Raw genomic sequence first — 18,376 nt, forward strand, 5'->3', positions numbered from 1 at the left:
GACGTCACCACTCCCCGAGGTGGGTCATGCGCTCGGCGACCCGTTCGGGTGTCGGCCCCTGAAGGTGGCCCGCCAGCTTGCCGTCGGCGAGGAACAGCACGCCGTGCGCCGCCGAGGCCGCGACCGGGTCGTGGGTGACCATCAGCACTGTCTGCCCCATGCCGTCTACAATGGAGCGAAGTAGATCGAGCACTTGGCGTGCGGTGCGGGTGTCCAGCGCGCCGGTCGGCTCGTCGGCGAGGACGACCTCCGGCCGGGTGACCAGCGCGCGGGCGATCGCGACCCGCTGCTGCTGGCCGCCGGACAGCTCCGACGGGCGGTGTTCGAGCCGCTTCGCGATCCCGACTCCCTCGACGATTTCGCGCAGCCACCGCGGGTCCGGCTTCTTCCCCGCCAGCCGCATCGGCAAGGTGATGTTCTGCACCACGTTCAACGACGGCAACAGGTTGTAGGCCTGGAAGATGAACCCGACGCGGGTCCTCCGCAGCTCGGTGAGCGCTTTCTCGCGCATCCGGCTCAGCTCCGTGTCCCCCAGCAGCACCCGGCCCGAACTCGGCTTGTCCAGCCCTGCCGCGCAGTGCAGGAAGGTGCTCTTGCCCGAACCCGACGGCCCCATCACCGCGGTGAACGTCCCTCTGCGCACCTCGACGGTCACCCCGTTCAACGCCGTGACCGCGCCGTCACCGGATCCGTAGACCTTGCTCACGGATTCCAGCTTCAAGGCGCTCGCGCCCCCTGCATTCATTGCTTCCCCTTAACGGTGGTGATCTGTCTCGTCACAACCTATGGTTGACGAGGGCCGGGATCGACCCCGCACGGGGGAAGACTCCTGGTAGAGCAGGCACCACCATGGGCCGTGGCCGGCAGGGCAATCGCCCAGCCCAGTCAGGTCGAGCCGAGGGGCAACACCGCAATCCATGCGAAACCCATGTCTTTGGAGATGACGAATGGCACGCAAGCCCCTCCCACTCGGTACCCTGAACCGTCACGGGTTGGGGGCCGCTTCCTTTTATGAGGATGATGGTCACTATGTCTAAGCGTTACCCGCCCGAGGCCCGTGAGAAGGCCGTCCGTCTGGCCCTTGACCGCCTCGATGGCTGGACCGCAACGAGCACGAAAACGACCACGCTGGTGTCCAAGGCGCTGAACATGGCGCTGTGGAGACGCGATCACCACGGACACCCAGTCGCGCCAGGACTGATCCACCACTCCGATGCAGGGTCTCGGTACACATCGGTGTCCTTCACCGATTCCCCTGCCCTGCAAGGCTTATCAGCTCCATCGGCTCGGTCGGCGACGCCTACGACAACGCACTGGCAGAATCGATCACCGGGTTGTTCACAACCGAGGTCGTCAACCGGCATGCCCCGTTCATAAACCTGGCCGAGCCCGAGTACGCGGTGATGGAATAGGTCGATTGGTACAACAACTCCCGCCTGGACTACCTCACCCCGACCGAGTACGAGACCACCTATTACGCTCAACACCTGCCACGCCGACCGGCGCTGGTCTGACAACGAAGCCGGTCCCTTACCCGTGACGGTTCAGTTCTCCACTATGCGCAGACGTTGTCCACGGTCGCGGAGGGCGAGTTCCTTCGCTTCAAGAAGGTGACCGCCGACGGCCGGGAGTACGACCGGGCTCCAGCCGCGACGCCACCACGGATCCTTGCGATCTGGATGCCCGGTGGCACTCAGCCGCTGTATGAGTCGTACTCGAAGTATTCGCCGAGGTCGTCGTTCGCCCAGTAGGCGTCCGCCCACCGCCCGCCATGCTCCAGGGAGCCCTCGTACACGTCCTCCAAGCAACTTCCGTTGTCATGGCCGGGTACGGAGAGCCGTTCGTTCCTGCTGTACAGAAACAGCGTGGCGCTCGTGTCGTACTTCGCATCGTCGATCTGCTGCCCACCGAGGACTCCTTCCCAGCAGAGCTGAAAATCCCGGCCGCGTGGAGGTGAACTGCGGATGAAGCAACAGAAGGCGTCCTCGATGAAGCATTCTTCGAGTGGCCCCGCGATCAGGACCGGCTCCTGCAAGTACTCACTCAGCTCTTCGACAAGCCTGGTGAGCCATCGATGCCGCGGATCGCTTTCCTCGGCCATCTGCGATCCTCACTACCAAATTTCGACGCGCCTATAGGCGTGATCCATGAAAACGTGGTCCGAATCGAGCGTGCTTTCCCGAACGATAGACCGCCGACCGCCGCTCGGCCCGCACTTCCTGCACTGCGGACCGAGCGGCGGCAACGCCTCCCCGCGCGAGGCGGTCACGACAGAGGGGCCGTTATGCTACGTACACATGTCCTCTAGGCCACCGGCCCGGATGCTTGATCGGGCGGCAGGTGGAATGTGAACGGACTGGATCTTCCGAACACATTGAAATTCTGCGCAAGCCCGGCACGATGCAGTTCGTTGAGATGAGATGGATGCAACTTCGAGTCCGTATCAGCGGTTTCGAAGTTGTAGTAGTCGTAGATACCGACCTGAACGGTGATATCCCAGCCGCCGTCACTGGTCGGGGTAGCAACACCGCTTATCTGGAAGTCGAACTTGCCGAGCGCGGTATGCCAGTCCGGGTCAGCCCAATCCGTTTCAAACAAATGCCAGTCGGTATTGAAGGCGAATTGCTCACGAACGCCGGGCGGGTAATTCTTGATATGCGACCTGACATACGATTTGGCATACATTTCGACGTCGGCCCGGAATCCGACGATCTCCTTCAGCATCGAGTCCACACTGACACCCCGGTAGTCGTCCCCGGAGTTTTGAAGGAAATGCTTCATCAGCGCTGAAGCATTCGCGCCGAGGACAGCCCTGGCACCCTGGGACATCGCTACCGCTCCAGTCGCAATTCCCCCCAACCATATATTGTCCGACGCACTACGATTCTTCCACTCATCGTAGTCGGCCGGGCCCGATCCGTTCGCATTGGCTCGCTGATGATTCCTTTCAATCGGCGCCGGCGGCGGTGACGGAATGGCAACCATGGGCGACTTACCGGTGGGGTCGGTCAGGATGACCGGATTGTTGTGGGCATAGGTGTAGGCGGCCAGGTTGCGAGCATTGGTGATACCGCCCGCGGCCTTGGAGCCGGACATGAACTCGCCGAGAGCCGGATCCGCGCTCGCCCAAAGCTGCGTTCTCGGGTTGTAATAGCGAGCGCCGTGGTAGTAAAGACCGGTTTCCTCGTCGAGTTCCTTACCGGTGAACTTGTAGGGCGTACCGCTTTCCCCCGCCTTCTCTTCGACCCAGGTCTCCCCGAACGGCATGTACTCGAGGTGCTCGGTGACGTTGCCTTGCCTGTCGGTGACGTAGCCGGACGAGCCGAGGTGGTCGGCGTGGAAGTAGGACTGGGTGTTCTCGGGACCGTCGGCGGCGACGGTCTTGGTGGTGAGGCGGCTGTCGCCGATGAAGATGTGCTTGAACCCGGTCCCGTTACGTTCGCTGTAGCCGCGGTTGGGGTAGAGGGACAGGCCGTCGCCCTGTTTGATGACGCGTTCACCGGCCACGTCGTAGGTGTATCCGACGGTGGCTCCCTGGCAGCCTGCCGGGGTTTGCGGGACCGTCGTGGTGGCGGTGTCCTGGTTGCAGGCGAGGCGGTTCTCCTCGTCCCACACGTACTGGCGGCGTTTGGTCTCGCCCGCCGCGGTGTTCACGGTGTCGGTGAGGTTGCCGTTCGTGTCGTAGGCCTGCGTGATCGGGCCGACCTTGCTGGGTGCGTGCGGTTTTCCACTGCCGTAGTCGTACTTGTAGTCGTAGCTGGTGGCGTCCTGCCCCGCGACGGGCTCGATCGGTCCGGTCGTCAGCGGGCCCAGCGACGCCGGGCTCCCTCCGCCGCCCCCGGCCGGTGACGCCGCGCCCTGCTCGCGGCGGTTGAGCGACGCCGCTTGCGTGGAGGTGCCGGTGATCTCGTGGTGCTGGGTTTTGGTGGTGGTGTTGTGGATGGAGTCGTAGCCCAGCGCCAGGGTGTACTTGTCCTGCTGGTTGTTCTTGGTGGTGTACTGACCGCTGGCGGAGGTGAGCTGGTAGAGGTCGTCGTAGCCGAAGGTCTGGCTGCTCGGACCCCCGATCGTCGGATTCTGTGCCGTGGCATTGGTCAGTTCGGTGATGTTGCCGACCTCGTCGTAGGTGTAGCCGAGGTTCTGGAACTCGGTGGCACCCGGGGTTTTCGACTTCAGCGTGGCGAGCCTGCGGTCGGCCTGGTCGTAGGTGTAGGTCGTGCGCACCCCGTTACCGGCCTGCTGCAGCACCTTCTGGCCGAACTTGTCGTAGTCGAGGCGACCGAGGTAGAGGTAGTCGGTGCCGTTCTTGGCCCCGCTGGCCCGGGTGACCTGGCCGCCGGTGTCGTAGTCGTAGCGGAGGACCTCGCCGTCGGGGTAGGTCATCTGCAGGACACGGTTGAACGCGTCGAAGCGCCATCCGGTGGTGTAACCGCGGTCCGCCTGCCCGGCGATCTTGATGGTGCGGGTTTCCCGGGTGGTCTCACCCAACGGGCCATAGCCGCGGGTGACGGTGCCCGCCGCGTCGCGGATCTCGGTGATCCGGCCGGCGGCGTTATCCGGCGCACCGGGCGCGCCGTGGGTGTAGGTGACGTTGTTGGCCGGGAAGGCCGGGTAACGGACCGCGGTGAGACGGTTGTGGTCGTAGTCGTACTCGACCTGCCTGCCCGTTGCCTTCAAGTTCGCGGTGATCTTCACCGTCGGATTCCCCGCCAGGTCGTAACGCGTTTCGGTGCGGCCCGCGTCGGGGCTGTCGAGCACGGTGCGGCGGCCGAGGGTGTCGTAGTCGGAGCGGGTGGTGTTGTTCTTGTCGTCCACCACGGTGGTGAGCTGCCCCAGCGGGTCGTAGGCGTAGCTGGTCCAGATCACCGGCTGCCCGCCCGCCGGGTTGAACTCCTTGATCGCGGTGGTCTTCTGCCGCAGGTCGGTGTAGCTGCGCTTCTGCTTGCCGTTGCCGTCGGTCGCGGTGGTTTCGAACCGGGTGACACCGGCACGGTCGGGACCGAACCCGTACGCCATGGTGGTCGTGACCTCGTCCGGCTGGACCGTCTTGACCGGACGGTCCAGCGCGTCGAACGAGACGCGAGTCGGGGTCACCGTATCGAAAGCGGCGTTGAACGTGGTGTTGCCGTCGCCCTTGGGCTCGGTCACCGGCTGGTACTGCTCCACCGCACGGCCGAGGAAGTCGAACTCGGCGCGACCGGACACGGTCATGACCTGTTCGGGGGTGTCCCCGGCACTGTCCGCGACCGACGCGTCCTTCTTCGTCTGCAGCACGCGTTTGAGGCCGTCGGAGAAGGTGACGGTGTCGATCGTGTCCTCACGGACACCGGTGGCGTCGCGATCGAGGTGCCGCGTGGTGGCGTAGGGAACGGTGGCTTCGGGGTGATAGTCGAAGTCGATCGTGACCTTCCACGAGCCGATCTCATACGGTCCGGTGACGGTGTCCAGCCGCCCGACGCTGTCGTAACCGCGTAGCACCTGCTGGCCGTTCTGGTCGGTGGTGCGCTCCGGCTGCCCGTACTTAAGGTTGTGCGCCGCACTCGAGCGCAGTCCGAAGCTGTCCACCATAGACTCGATGTGCACGCCGACGACGGTGTCGTAGCCGTAGTCCAGCCGGTACCGCTGGCCGGTCTTGTTGGCCGGTTTGGTCACCGACTTCAGGTTCCCGTCCGGGAAGTACTCCAGATCGACATTCGACGAAACGGTGTCGGTGAGGTATTGGCGGACCTGCCGCACCGTCCCCGTCTTGCAGTCCACTGTGGATTCCCGGTGCCGCGAAACGGCACCGTCGGCGGCGCCGCGCTGCCTCACCAGATTGGCGGTACCGACAATGTTGCGGTCACGGCAAGCCGGGTCGGACGCGCTGTAGCCGTAGGTGGTCTCCACATCGTCGGCCGTGCCCTCGTCGGCGGCGTCGAACGAGCGGATCAGGTTACCGAAATCGTCATAAACCATTTCGGTGTAAGTGGACTTGCCAGGTTTCTCCGCACCTTCGTAGAAGCGTTTGTCCACTCGGGACAGAGCGGCGAACGCACTGCCCGGCGCGGTGTCGCGGAGCTGATAGCTGTTGACGGTTTCAGTGAGCGGCCGCCCGGCGTTGTCGGCGGTCAGGGTGCGGGCGACCAAGCCGGTCGTGTACAGGCTGTCGGTACGGTACTCGTCGGTGGTCGAGCGGTACAGCGCGTCGGCCGCGCCAGGGTCGCGCTGTTCGGTGACGACCTTGCCGAAGCCGCGGAATTCGCGTTCGAGCCGGTCGTATGCGCCCTGTTCGTAGCGGTAGGTGGCGAGCTGGGTGTCGGCTCCGTCTCCGCGATGGCCGTCGGACACAGCGGTGCGGGAGAGCACCCATCGGGATTCGGGCATGGCTTGGGTGTTGCCGGTGCGGGTGTAGTCCAGCTCGACCCGTCCGCCCATCGGACGGGTCATCGCACGGAGCAGGTTCGTCCGGCCGGTCTGGTTGGCCGCGACCATCAGCTCGTTGTCGCGGGTGGATTTGACGTGGTCGGCGAGGCCGTCGCCGTTGACGTCACGCAGGCCGATCTCGGCACGGCCGATGCCGGTGGAGACATTGGCGCCGGGGTTGAACACGAACGTGCCGACCGGAGTGGGGACAGGGAATGTGAAGTAGACGCCCGCGCCGAGAGTGGCGTTCTTGTCCACGGCGATGTCGGCGAAGCTGCCGCGGAACGGAGTGGGAGCGGTGAAGCCGGTGCCGGTGTTGATGGCCACCTTGATCGGATTGGCGCCATCGGTGAAGACGCGGTCGGTGAGACCGTCGCCGTTGACGTCGAGCATGCTCGCGTTGGTGAAAGAGGTGCCGAGTTCGGCGGAGAGACCACCCGCGAAGCCGTAGTTGTCGACGTTGAACCCGAGGTTGACGCCGAGGTTGCGAGTGGAGGCGTCGTTGATCGGTCCCGCTGACCAGGGTTCCCTGGCAGCGAAGCTATAGCCGAGGTTGAGCTGGGCGTCGCCGTTGGCGAAGACCTTGTCCGGAAGGCCGTCACCGTTGATGTCGATGAGGTCGACCCGGGTATCGGACTCACCACCGCCGAGGCTGCCACCGATCCCCAGCGCCGGTTGGACCGGGCCGTTGGTGGCGGTGTTGTTGCTGCTGCCGGCTTCGGGCGCGGCCAGGCCCAGTGCGCTGGCCAGTGTCGCGGCCTCGCTGCCCGCGGAGTACGACACGTTGCCGGACAGGTTGTCGGTTTCGCGGACGTTGCCGCCGAGCGTCCCCCGTCGGGAGCCGAGCGCGCCGTTCATGTCCGTGAACTGGATCTCCTTGGCGCCGACCACATCCGGGAACCGGTCACCGTTGAGGTCGACGTAGTCCACCGACCCGGCGGTGATGCCACCGACGACGGTGCCCCCGAACGGACCAGCGGACAGCGTGCCGGACACCTGACCGGTGACCCCACGGCGCATCACCGTGCGGTCGCCTGCGACATCGGCATCGGTGACCACGTCGATGGTGTCCGCGCCGAGCCGGGAACTGGTGGCCATGGTGGCGGTGAACCAGGACGACTCGTCCTGCGCGGCCCAGCCGCCCTTGGCCGGGTTCGGAGCGAAGATCGCGAGCCGGGGCATGGGGATCCGCGGGTTCGCGGCGAACCCCGCGATGTCGGCTTTCTTGGGTTCCCGGGGAAGGGCGTCCTTGAAGCTCTGGTCGATCGCGAGTTCGGCCTGTTTGATGGGCTGGGTGGCGCGGTCGCGGTTGGCCTGGTAGCCGATCACGCCCCAGCCGCGGTAGGGCTGCGGGAACGCACCCTGCTGAGCGGAGCCGTGCATCGCGCTCGGCGCCGGGCTGAACGTCGGCCATGGGGACGAGAGGTCGTAGGTGACCTTCGCGGACTGTTCGGCGACCAAGCCGAACAGGTTGGGATCCGTTGTGGAGTGGTCGAAATACAGCTCGTCGCCTTCGGTGACCGGGACGACCACGTCGAGGTCCTGGCCGGGCGAGCCGTACTGCCCGTTGACGATGTCGACGACCCGCTTGCCCAGCAGCTGCCCGCCGCGTTTCTTGACGGTGAACGCGATCTTGCTCCCTGCGGTCAAGCCGAAGTCGAGTTTCACGCCCGGCCGGACCCGCAGCTTGCCGGTCTTGGTCACCTTGTAGGTCTGCTGCGGCGTGGTGAGGGTGTCGGCGGGGTACATGTCCACGTCGAACGGCGGGCTGATCACCAGGGTCGGCTGGCCCTTGTCGTCGACCAGCGACTCCACCCCCGGCGCCTCCGTGTAGTGCGCCTTCGGTACCCAGGACACCGCGGAAACGTCGATCGGGGAGTCGGTTCTGATGTGCCATGACATCTTCTCGAACTGGCTGACCGGGAGGCTCATGTCGATCTTGGTGGTCCCGGTCGACGCAGCAGGCAGAACCTTGCGGAGCACCTCCGCCGGAGCGTGCACCCCGTTGCCCTTCGTGATCACCACGGTCACGTCGTCCGAGGTCACCTTGCTCTTGACCACATCGCCGGTCAGCTGAAGCTTGCCGGTCACCGGCACCATCACCTGCGACGAACGGCCGCCGAGCGTGAAGTCCGCCGACGCACGGAACACGGTGCTCGCCAGCCCGTTCACGTCCGTGCCCGCCGCCAGGTCGGTGTAGCTGATCGCCGGATCCCACGCCACCGTGTCGTACTTGCCGTCCAGAATGGACTGCGTGCGAAAGTAGAGCGCGTCGCCCTTCTTCACCGCGATGGCCGACACATTGGCCGGGGTGAACTCGGTGTGGTCGTCCGGGCCGATCCGTTGCGCCCAGAGTTCGGTGTCCTTGGCCTGGATGGTGACCCGCACACCGTCGGCTTTGGTGTACGCGGCGCGCGCGGGCGAGGGGTCCACGGTCAGTTGCACCCGGCCGTCGACGCGGACGGTGCCGTCGAACGGCGCGACCCACCGGCGCACCGAGTCCAGCAGCGGCGAGTTGTCGACCTGCTGGTTGAACTGCGCGGTCTGGTCACCGACGATCTCGCCGGTCACCGCTCCACCGCCGACGGGCACCGGGGTGCGGGTGGAGTCCGCGCTGTAGGCGGGCTGCCCGTTGGCATCCAGGTAGCCGAACAACACGCCACCGTTGTCGACCAGGTCCGTGATGCCGTCACCATTGACGTCGCTGAAGAACCGATCCGACGTGGTCGTGGTCCCCACGAAGTCCAGCTGCGCGGCTACAGCGAGGACGAACGCCTCGACACCGATCGTGCCCGACAACGTCCGCTCGGTCGAGATCCCCGGGAGGTCGCGCAACCTGACCGGCGGGTCACCGAACTTCGGCTCACCCCCCGGAGTGCTCGAATTGGGGCGGTAATACACGTCGTTGTTCTTGCGGAACACCTTGTCCGGCAGGTTGTCACCGTTCACGTCCACCAGCGCCGACAGGCCATCGGACTGGACGGCGTTGAACCCGACCTTCAGCCCGACGCCACCCTGCTTGACCGGCCACCCCTGCACGTTGTAGCCAGCGAACAAGTGCGCACCGAACCCGACGGAAGTGCTCGCCGAGATCGCACTCGCCTCACCTTCACGGATGTTCACGCCCAGATCGTCATCCGGGACCGACCAACCCGCCGCCTTCCCGAACCCGGTGTAGTTGCCGTCCTTGTCCCGGACATCGTCGAAGTAGTCGAACGAGTGGGTGTTGAACAGCTTGTTGTCCTCACCGAACTGAGACACCGACGCCAGCAACGTCTTCGCGAACGCGCCTGCCCGGTAGTTCAGCTCGTAAGCGCGCACCAGCTGGTCGTCCAGCTTGACCTCCACCCGGCGCAGCAGGTCCGCGGTCACCTTCTTGAAGCCGCCCCGGGCATCGATCTGCACATCACCGCGACGGGGTTCGCCCCGGTCCCGGTCACGCAGGAACGTCACCGAGTACTTGCCCTCGACGTCGCCGTGGCCGGTGTAGGTGATCCGCTGCGGATACAGATTGCTGCCCGGCACCGTCGACTTCTCGGTACCGCCGTCGTCCACCCTCGCATACCGGTAACGCATGACATTGTCGTTGGTGTCACGGACTTCGCGGACCGCCCAGGTGGCGATGCTGCCCGCCTTGTCGGCGAGCGTCGTATCGGGTGCCCCGCCGAACACCATGCGGGTGCCCGCCTTGTCGGTGACCTCCCACCAATAGCCCGCCGGTCTGTCCCCGTGCCGGACGATCCGGTCGAACCGGCTCTCCGCCCGGACGTGGAAGACCTTTTCCGCAGTCCGGGCCTGCAGCTCACCCCGATGGGCCACCGGGGTGAGCTGCTCACCGTTCAGCAGATAGGTCTCGGTCTCCAACCCCGCGTCATACCTCGGCACACCCCACCGGGTGTCCACCGTGATGGACGGCAGGGCGACGTCCCACCCCACACCCAGCCAGCCGTTCGCCCCCGAGGAGTTGTAGGCCACCGACAGCTTCGGCTCCAGACCTGCCCGCCCTTGGGGGACTTCCAGCGGGTAGGACAATCGCGCGTCGCCCCGGTTGTTCGCCGACGGCAGTCCGATCAGGTTCACCCCGGCCCCCGGATCGGCCGCCTTGATGTCCTTGATCTGGTTCGGATCGAAGGACGTCCCCTCCGGATGTTCCGGCGCCGCGACTGCTCCATCCGCGCCCGATCCTTGCGCCGCCCAGCGCACCGAAGGCGGTGCCGCGCCCGGGACCGTCACCGCCACCAACGCCAAGATCAGCGCGACCACCACGGCCCGGCGGTGCTGACGAACCGGACGAGTCCATGCGAAGGCAGCCATGCCCCCGACCCCCTTTGGATCGATGAATTAGGCCAAATGGTCCCGTCCGGCGACAATGACCGTCGCGCACGGGATCGAACGGTGATGCGGGAGCGAAGCACGCAGCGGACAACCGTGACCAGATAGCGCATCCGGGCGAGTATCGATCTCGGCGACGGTATCGACCGTCGATGAAATCCCGATGAAACACCACTTCCGTGAACTTCTCTTGCTACGGGTGGGTGTTCCCTTCACCGGGACATACGGGGATCCGGGCCAGTTCCGCCGGGCACGGGCCGGGGTGTACCACGCCGAGCCGCCGTGTCGCGCGGGTCATCGCCACATAGAGATCGTTGTGGCCCAAGGGTCCGGCGGCCATGACCGCCGCCGGGTCGACGATCAGCACCGAGTCGAACTCCACTCCCTTGGCCTCGCCGGGAGTGAGCAGGACGACCGGCTCCGTGAGGTCCGGCGGGACCGTGGCCGGCAGCGCCACCGCGAGCCGATCCCGGTGCACCGGCGGCGCGATCACCGCCAGGCTGCCCTCGTCGTGGCGCGCGACGAGGCGAGCGACGACGTCGGCCAGCTCGGCGGCCGTGGTGCGCGACCGCCACGGCCGCTCCCCGGTCGAGCGGACCGACCGGAGAGGCCGCGACCCCGGGTGACGCGCGCTGAGCAGGTCCTCGGTGGCGGCCATGATCTCCGCCGGGGTGCGGTAGTTGACGGTCAGCCGGGCCAGCCGCCACCGCTAGGGCCTGTTTTCGATGTGCTGACCAGGGATGTTCTTGAGTTGCGTTGTCAGCATGGCGTGTCATAGATCGCATAGACGAGGTCTCCGGTAGACCGATCAACGACCAAGCTGATCCAGAACACCGGAGACCTCGTGTCCAGCCTAGCGGCGACGGGGCGAGCCGACCTGACCGACGCGCAGTGGGCGATCCTGGAGCCGCTGCTGCCCGTCGGTAAGAAACCCGGCCGCCCACCCTTGTGGACCAAACGCCAGCTCTTGGACGGTATCCGCTGGCGGGTTCGTGTCGGTTCCCCGTGGCGTGACGTCCCACCGATGTATGGCTGCCGGCAAACCGTCTATGGCCTTTTCCGGCGCTGGCAGCGTGCTGGTGTGCGGGCGCTGATCTTGGCGGCGCTGCAGACCCGGGCCGACGCCGCCGGGCTGATCACCCGGGAGGTGAGCGTGGATTCCACGATCAACCGGGCGCACCAGCACGCAGCAGGAGCCCGCATCGACAGCGAACTGCAGAAAGAACCGCCAGGTGGTATCGGCGAGCCCGAACCCGCCGACCACGCGTTGGGCCGGTCGCGGGGAGGCTGGACGACCAAGCCGCATCTGGCCACCGAGCAAAACCAGAAACCGTTGTCGTTGCCGGTGACCGCCGGTCAATGTGGTGATTCGCCGCAGTTCGAGGCGGTGCTGGCCAGGGTCCGGGTCGCGCGTGCTGATGGTGGGCGAGCCCGGACCCGGCCGGATCGTGTCCTGGCGGACAAGGCCTACAGTTCCCGCGCGAACCGGGCCTATCTGCGGCGGCGCGGGATCGCGTGCACGATCCCGCAACCCTCTGACCAGGTCCGGCATCGCCGCAACCGCGGCCGGGCTGGTGGCCGGCCACCAGTGTTCGACCCACAGATCCACAAGCAGCGGCATGCGGTCGAGTGCGGCATCAACCGGCTCAAACGCAACCGAAGCGTGGCCACACGATTCGACAAACTCGCCGTCCGCTACGAAGCAACCATCCACATCGCAGCCATCAACGAATGGCTACGCCATTGAAACACGCCCTAGGTCGAACCCATGCGTGTGCTGCTTAACGCCGGAGCCATACCTGGTCACCGTGCCGAGTGGGTAGACGACGACGCCCAGGAGGGCGGTCACCGGAAAATAGCCAATACGTCGTGAGTCGAAACTGAGCCTGGTGTTGTCCCCGAGCAGAAGCAGCTGCCGCGGGGGTACCGTGGCATCGGTGGTCGGGTACACCTGTGGGGGCACGGGGTCGCCGCTGACGGCGGCGACGCGTTTGACCAGCCATGCCGGGTCACCTGGTACCTGCGGATCGGGCATGGCTATCACCGCGACCCGGCCTCTGGTCACGGTGCGGCAGCGGCGCACCAGAAGACGCTGGCCTGGAGGGTACGTAGGTCGCATGCTGTCGCCCTCGACAGTGACCACTATGAAGGTCCTGCGCAGCACCAGCAGCAGTAGCGTAGAGACGAGCACGAACGTCCTCATGGCAGCGCCCCCCGGTAGCCTTCGGCCTGAAGCTGGAACAGTCGTGCGTAGACACCACCACCAGTTCGTAGGCTGTCGTGAGTGCCTTGTTCGACGATGTGACCGTCCGCGAGCACCACGATGTGGTCCGCATCGCGCACAGTCCCGAGACGATGGGAAATCAGAACGCTCGTCGCGCCCGTGCGATAGGTCCGCAGGCTCCGGTGGATCTCGTGCTCAGCGAGAGCATCAAGGCCGGAACTCGGCTCGTCCAGAATGAGCAAGTCCCGGTCACCGCGGAGATACGCGCGCGCGAGCGCGATCCGCTGCCACTGGCCACCGGACAGCAGCACTCCGTCGGTGCCCGTACTCACGTGGCTGGCATCGGCATCAGCCTCCGGGTCGGCAAATGATCTGGACAGCAACGTGCGGTAGCCGCGCGGCAGGGCCTCGATCATCGAGTCGACACCCGCGCGGCCTGCTGCGGAGTGGATGGCGGCATCATCGGCGAGCAGGGCGAGGTCGCCGACACCGATGTTCTCCCCCGCCGTCAATTCGTAGCTCACGTAGTCCTGGAAGACGACACTGAGCCGGGCCCGCAGGTCCTCTGGCCGGAACTCACGGATATCTACACCGTCCCACAGGATACGGCCCCGATCTGGATCGTAGAAGCGACACAACAGCTTCACCAACGTGCTCTTTCCCGCGCCGTTGAGACCGACGAGTGCCGTTGCGGTGCCGTGGCGCAGCACCAGGTTCATCCCGCGAAGCACCCAGTCGGTGTTCTCCCCGTAGCGGAACCAGACATCGCGCACCTCGATACTGTGCCGCAGTCGCGGCAGTGGGCGAGGATCAGGGGCCAGTGGCAAGTCTGGTTCCGCGTCGACAATGGCGAGGTAGTGCCTGTAGACCAGGAGGGCATGGTGCGCGTCGACCAGGCCGCCGACCACGGTGGACAAACCCGCTTGGAGTCCGGCGAGTGCCGCGACGAACGCTGACACGTCGCCGATCGAGAGCTTGCCGGCTACCGCCGCGCCCACTGCCCACCAGAGCCCCGCCCCAGCGGTGGCCGCCGACAGCGCCCCCAGCGTCAGCTGGATGCGTAATTCTCGGCCGTCAAGCCTGCGAGCGGCACTGTCGATCACGCTCAGTTCGCTGAGCATTCGCTTCCGGAAAAGGCTTCCCAGCCCGAGCAGGCGCAGCTCTTTGGCCGCCGGCAAATTCGTGAGCAAGTCGGCGTAGAAGAACTCCTTGCGCTGTCGGGGGCTGAGCTGCCATTCGGTCTGACTGCGGGAACGGGATAGCGTCAGTTCCGCAATCATCGCCGGTACCACGCTGAGCAGCGCGACGAACGCCATCCCGGGATTCACGGCTGACAACACCGCGAGGAATCCCCCGAGGGTAACGCAGGTGCTGACTACCGTGACCGAGCTATTGACCACAGCACCCGGTGCGGAGCCACCCGACAACTGCGCGAGGTGCAGGTGGTCGCGGAACCGGGGGTCCTCCAGTCTGCGGAGTCCGGCGAGCCGATCGGTAGCGACATACAAAGCCGCTTGCGCGGTGCGGCTGAGCTGCCGGTCGAACTGCCCGCGGACGTAGCGCCCGAACAGCGGTATGACCGCGGTCCCCAAACCCGCCAGCACAAGCCCAGCGACAGGCCAGACAAGCTCGTTACCCGCCTGGATCCGGTCGAGGACTGTTTTGAGAAGCACGACCGAGACGACAGGGAATGTGGCCGCTGCGACTGTCGTGACGAGATGCGCGCTCAGCCAGCCCGGCGCGGCACTGACGGTGAACCTCAGCGCACGCGTCAGCCTCCGCAGGCCTCCCTCGGGCGGCTCGGAGGTCACGCGGTGGCCGTGTTCGCCACGTCGGAGACAGCGGCAAGAGCGCTTCCACTGACGTGCAACGCCCCACCGGCGTCCAGCACGGCGAAAGCGGGGAATCCCCGCACGCCGAACGCGGACGTCAGCACGCCACCATCGTCTTCTCGCACGACACGTGCGACCGGCATGAGCGCCTCGACGATCGGCACGGCCGCTGCATCGTCGCTCGACACGACGACCGCCAGCACTTGTCGCCGACCACCCGACCATCCCTCCGCGAAGGCAGTGAAGTCCGGCAGCTGTTCCCGGCAGGATGGGCAGGTCGGCGTGAAGAATCCCACCAGTGTTCGCTTGGTGACGAGATCACGCCCGACCTGGTCACCATCCACAGTGGTAACGGTGAAGTCATCGGTGAATTCGCCCGCGGCGCGCATCACGAGCATCGGTTCACTGCCGACACCGCGCGCAAGCAGTGTCGTGTGCTCCCGCAGTCGCCGGATGACACCGAAGGTGAACAACAGGTTCGTCACTCCGATCAGCCCGACGAGAATCAGGCCAGCGGTGAGGTAGGGCATGTCAGTTCTCCGAAGATGAGCGCCCGACCGTCGGGCTGGTGACGAACAGGTCGACTAGGTTGTCGAGGTGCACAGCGACCAAGCCGCCCAGGGCACCGACGCCGGCGGCAAGCAGGCCGTCGCCGGATGACATCCCCGATGTCCCGACCAAGCCCGCCAGCGCCACCACGATCAGCACGCCATTACGGATCAGGTGCCGGAGACGCAACGGCCGCTCCTCGTCGCCGAAACAGCGGCAGGACCCACCCGTTCCGCGTCGCATCGACAACGCCATCCCCCCGGTGAATCCTGTAAGCAGGACCACGCTGCCCGTCAGGGCGATGGTGCCGACCACCCCTGATCGCCCCATGGCACTGGTGGCTGTTGTGAACATCAGGCAGAGGACGACGACACACTCGGCGGCAGTGACAACGAATGCCACGGGAACCACAAGAGGTTCCGGCAACACGCGCCACTGCCGCAACGACGCGACGAATGCGCGACGGGTGGCGGAACTCCGAGTTCTCGTGATCACCGACGTGCCGAATACGACGGCAAGTAGTGCGGTGGCCCCGATCGGCACGGCGGTCATCGCATGCCTAGCAGAAGCTGCCGGACGAGAAACACGTGCTGCTGCAGGTCGTGGTCTGACAGTTGCAGCTGGTCCAGCACTGCTGAAGCATCCGCATTCCGGTAGCCGGGTTACACGGCATGGACGGGCACGTCCGCACATAGCTGTCACCGCAGGGACACGCCCCCGCTCGAACCTTCGGGAGGACCAGAGTCACCATGCGGTCGGCAAGGGCTGCGAACATCGTGGACATGTATCACTCCTGGGGGGGTCGTCGGATAGAGGGATGGCAATGACGTGTCAGCAGGACGCGAAGCTCAACCATGCTCACCTCGACACATTGCCATGGGGAAAGATGGCTAGCCGCCAGAAACTCGCAGCATCAAGATAAGCAAGCTAGCCGCCAGAATGGCGATTGACCAGTCATTCGCGGCACGCCGGTCCGCTTCAACGGCACCGCAGCACAGCCTGCAGCACGACTGGGTAAACCCCGTTCCCCGCCTCGGACGGAAAGAAAATTATGCAGACCGAGCGACTCAAACACGACCTGACCAGCGGTTATGCCGCGCTTTGCACGATGCGGACGTGTCATCGAGCACGCCCCTATTGGCGTGGCGCACAAGCGGCTGGAGCGATACGCGAAGCAACATTACGCAGATTCGAAATCGCATCACCGCCGGTCTGGCCAGACCGGGACACGAGTTCATATCGCAGTGATACCTCGCCCGGCGCCGTTGTATTCAGGTGCCGGGCTCAAAGCCACCACGCAACTACGGCTGCTCCAGGCTCAACCGCCCACCGCCGAGACCACACCATTTCAAGTGAGATCGTCGCGGCACGCCGGCAGCGCTGCCATCTCCGCACTCCGCGCCGCTGTCCGAACAAGCTTCTGTCCAGCCTGGCAATATTCCCCACAGAGGACGCGGCGGCGCTGCCGGACTCGGGTACCCGCCAGAGGCGGCGACCAGTTCCTCGCTCAGTATCGGATTCCTCCCAGGCCGCTCACCGGTTTCCCGTCCGAGAACCGCTAGTGGATCCGGGCCACCTACACCGGCCGCGGGCGAGAGGGCCGGCACAGGACGGCCGGCTCGTTCGAGCCGACAACACCGCTTCCCTTCGACGGATAGGTTGTATACATTGCATGCATGGACGTTTACGAGGCGGTCCGTCATTTGATCGTGCTGGGCACGTATCCCGCCGGGCAGCCGGTCGCCGAAGTGGAGCTGTGCGAACGGCTCGGCGTCAGCCGCACGCCAGTTCGGGAAGCGTTGCGGCGACTGGAGAGTGACGGCCTGGTGCAGGCCGCGCGGCGCGGTGTCACCGTGGTTGAGCTGGACGCCAAGGCACTGCGGGACGCCTACCTCGTGCGCGCCTGCATGGAGGAGTTGACCGCGGAGTTGGCCGCATGCCGGCAGCGGGACGGTGAGCTGTCTCCAGCGAGCCTTCTCCGGCTCGTCGAACACGCTGATCTGGCTGGTCAAGCCACACAACGCGGAGACCTGGCCGCAGGTGTCCGACACAATCAGGCGTTCCATCAGTGCATCGCGACGCTCGCGGACAACCCGACAGCGTCAGCGGTTCTGGACCGAATCTGGGATCAGATCACCATTTCAACACGAGCCTCGCTGACCTCGCCTGCCAGGCCGGTCCGTGTAGACGACGAGCACCGTTGGTTGATCGAAGCGATCACGGCCGGTGATCCGCAGCAGGCTGCCGCTCACGCCCGTGAACACGTCCTCTCCACGATGTCCGTTCTTACCAAGCAAGGAGAAAAAGCGTGAGCAGGCAACACGACTATCGGGTCACAGTGCGCTGGACCGGCGACACCGGGGCTGGCTACCGCGATTACGAGCGGGGCCATGACGTGGTGGCGGAGGGCAAGCCGGTGTTGAAAGGCAGCGCCGACCCTTCGTTCCGTGGCACGCCCGAGCGGTGGAATCCGGAGGAGTTGCTGGTCGCCTCTCTGTCGGAGTGCCACATGCTCACTTTCCTGGCATTGTGCGCTCAGGCCGGCATCGGGGTGACCGGCTACATCGACGCCGCCAGCGGTGTGATGCGGGAAACGCCAGGCAACGGCGGCCGGTTCACCGAGGTCGTGCTGCGGCCGGTGGTAACCGTCGCCGACGCAGCTGCGATCGAGCGGGCCGAGGGGTTGCACAAGCAGGCGCACGACACGTGCTTCATCGCGAATTCGGTGAACTTTCCAGTCCGCCATGAGCCGACAACAGCGTGTGCCAGGCTGTCGCCGACCACGTCCTGAGTCACGCCATCGCGACGAGCACCTGCCGTGGGCCGGTATAGGCGGCCCGGCCGTGCATCGTGAGCCAGTTGTCGATGACGAGGACGTCACCGGGCTGCCAGCGAACCGGCCGGGCCAGCTCGTGGCAGACGCGGCGGATCCCGTCCAGATCCGCGGGATCGATGGCACTCCCGTCCCCGAACGACGCGTTGATGGGCAGATCGTCCTCTGCGAACACATTCAACATCGCCGCCCGGCTGGATTCGT

At 65.7% G+C, this 18,376-nt stretch carries 12 protein-coding genes; 3 read left to right on the forward strand and 9 right to left on the reverse strand.

The genetic code is table 11. The features are described from left to right. Nucleotides 1–4 precede the first annotated feature (4 nt). The 4 genes from P3102_RS20555 to P3102_RS20570 all read right to left on the reverse strand — a co-directional run bounded on the left by P3102_RS20555 (nucleotide 5) and on the right by P3102_RS20570 (nucleotide 11,392). Nucleotides 5–745 (reverse strand): ABC transporter ATP-binding protein, encoded by a 741-nt coding sequence (locus P3102_RS20555; RefSeq protein WP_276360964.1) that lies wholly within the window; start codon nucleotides 743–745, stop codon nucleotides 5–7. Nucleotides 746–1,693: 948 nt separating this feature from the next. Further along, on the reverse strand, nucleotides 1,694–2,101 hold the full coding sequence (locus tag P3102_RS20560; RefSeq protein ID WP_276360965.1) for a hypothetical protein: 408 nt from the start codon (nucleotides 2,099–2,101) through the stop codon (nucleotides 1,694–1,696). A 203-nt stretch (nucleotides 2,102–2,304) separates the two neighbouring features. After that, entirely contained in the window at nucleotides 2,305–10,716 is an 8,412-nt protein-coding gene (locus P3102_RS20565; protein WP_276360966.1) for a SpvB/TcaC N-terminal domain-containing protein, read from the reverse strand. Between the two features lie 211 nt (nucleotides 10,717–10,927). After that, on the reverse strand, nucleotides 10,928–11,392 hold the full coding sequence (locus P3102_RS20570) for an ATP-binding domain-containing protein (protein WP_346660135.1): 465 nt from the start codon (nucleotides 11,390–11,392) through the stop codon (nucleotides 10,928–10,930). Between the two features lie 186 nt (nucleotides 11,393–11,578). Between P3102_RS20570 and P3102_RS20575 the strand changes: the two genes are divergently transcribed. Next, entirely contained in the window at nucleotides 11,579–12,481 is a 903-nt protein-coding gene (locus tag P3102_RS20575) for an IS5 family transposase (protein ID WP_276360968.1), read from the forward strand. On the opposite strand, the gene P3102_RS20580 is transcribed toward P3102_RS20575, so the two are convergent. The 4 genes from P3102_RS20580 to P3102_RS20595 are packed head-to-tail and all read right to left on the reverse strand — an operon-like array spanning nucleotide 12,470 to nucleotide 15,891. After that, nucleotides 12,470–12,937 (reverse strand): S26 family signal peptidase, encoded by a 468-nt coding sequence (locus P3102_RS20580; protein ID WP_276360969.1) that lies wholly within the window; start codon nucleotides 12,935–12,937, stop codon nucleotides 12,470–12,472. The two genes, P3102_RS20575 and P3102_RS20580, sit on opposite strands and share 12 nt — an antisense overlap. Continuing rightward, nucleotides 12,934–14,769, reverse strand: coding sequence for an ABC transporter ATP-binding protein (locus P3102_RS20585; RefSeq protein WP_276360970.1), 1,836 nt, complete (start codon nucleotides 14,767–14,769; stop codon nucleotides 12,934–12,936). The genes P3102_RS20580 and P3102_RS20585 overlap by 4 nt, the downstream gene beginning before the upstream one ends. Next, nucleotides 14,766–15,320 (reverse strand): TlpA disulfide reductase family protein, encoded by a 555-nt coding sequence (locus tag P3102_RS20590; protein WP_276360972.1) that lies wholly within the window; start codon nucleotides 15,318–15,320, stop codon nucleotides 14,766–14,768. Before P3102_RS20590 ends, P3102_RS20585 begins: the two co-directional genes overlap by 4 nt. A 1-nt stretch (nucleotide 15,321) precedes the next feature. After that, nucleotides 15,322–15,891: a MauE/DoxX family redox-associated membrane protein gene (locus P3102_RS20595; RefSeq protein WP_276360973.1), complete on the reverse strand. Its 570-nt coding sequence runs from the start codon at nucleotides 15,889–15,891 to the stop codon at nucleotides 15,322–15,324. A gap of 1,124 nt (nucleotides 15,892–17,015) precedes the next feature. Between P3102_RS20595 and P3102_RS20600 the strand changes: the two genes are divergently transcribed. Together P3102_RS20600 and P3102_RS20605 are read left to right on the forward strand one after the other, a co-directional pair. Then, nucleotides 17,016–17,651 (forward strand): GntR family transcriptional regulator, encoded by a 636-nt coding sequence (locus P3102_RS20600; RefSeq protein WP_276360974.1) that lies wholly within the window; start codon nucleotides 17,016–17,018, stop codon nucleotides 17,649–17,651. Beyond that, the gene (locus P3102_RS20605) at nucleotides 17,648–18,130 is read left to right on the forward strand and encodes an OsmC family protein (protein ID WP_276360976.1); all 483 of its coding nucleotides are present in this window, start codon (nucleotides 17,648–17,650) and stop codon (nucleotides 18,128–18,130) included. Before P3102_RS20600 ends, P3102_RS20605 begins: the two co-directional genes overlap by 4 nt. A gap of 1 nt (nucleotide 18,131) precedes the next feature. Here the strand turns inward: P3102_RS20605 and P3102_RS20610 are convergent, their stop codons facing one another. Then, complete coding sequence (locus P3102_RS20610; protein ID WP_276360977.1) at nucleotides 18,132–18,356, reverse strand: TauD/TfdA family dioxygenase; 225 nt, start codon at nucleotides 18,354–18,356, stop codon at nucleotides 18,132–18,134. Nucleotides 18,357–18,376: the final 20 nt, after the last annotated feature.

It is taken from the genome of Amycolatopsis sp. QT-25 (assembly GCF_029369745.1).
Lineage (GTDB): Bacteria > Actinomycetota > Actinomycetes > Mycobacteriales > Pseudonocardiaceae > Amycolatopsis.